General features: G+C 64.7%; 1 pseudogene. It reads left to right on the top strand.

Going from position 1 to position 232, the window contains the following annotated elements:
• Positions 1-232, top strand: a pseudogene (locus tag IHE57_RS16220) (IS481 family transposase); the annotation flags it as partial.

Raw genomic sequence — 232 nt, 5'->3', positions numbered from 1 at the left:
GGCGAGCTGATCCAGGCAGGACTCGACGCCGGACCCGCCACGATCCGCGACCACCTCGACAACAACCCCACCATCGGGGAAAGGCCCTCACGAGCGACCATCGCCCGGATCCTGACTCGACACGGCCTCGTCACCGCACAACCGAAGAAGAAACTCACAGCAGCCCTCACACGCTTCGAAGCCGAACTGCCCAACAGCTGCTGGCAATCCGACGTCACCCACTACCGGCTCG

This window comes from Brevibacterium renqingii (genome assembly GCF_017808105.1).
GTDB lineage: Bacteria > Actinomycetota > Actinomycetes > Actinomycetales > Brevibacteriaceae > Brevibacterium > Brevibacterium renqingii.
This window is presented reverse-complemented; position numbering and strand designations above follow the sequence as displayed.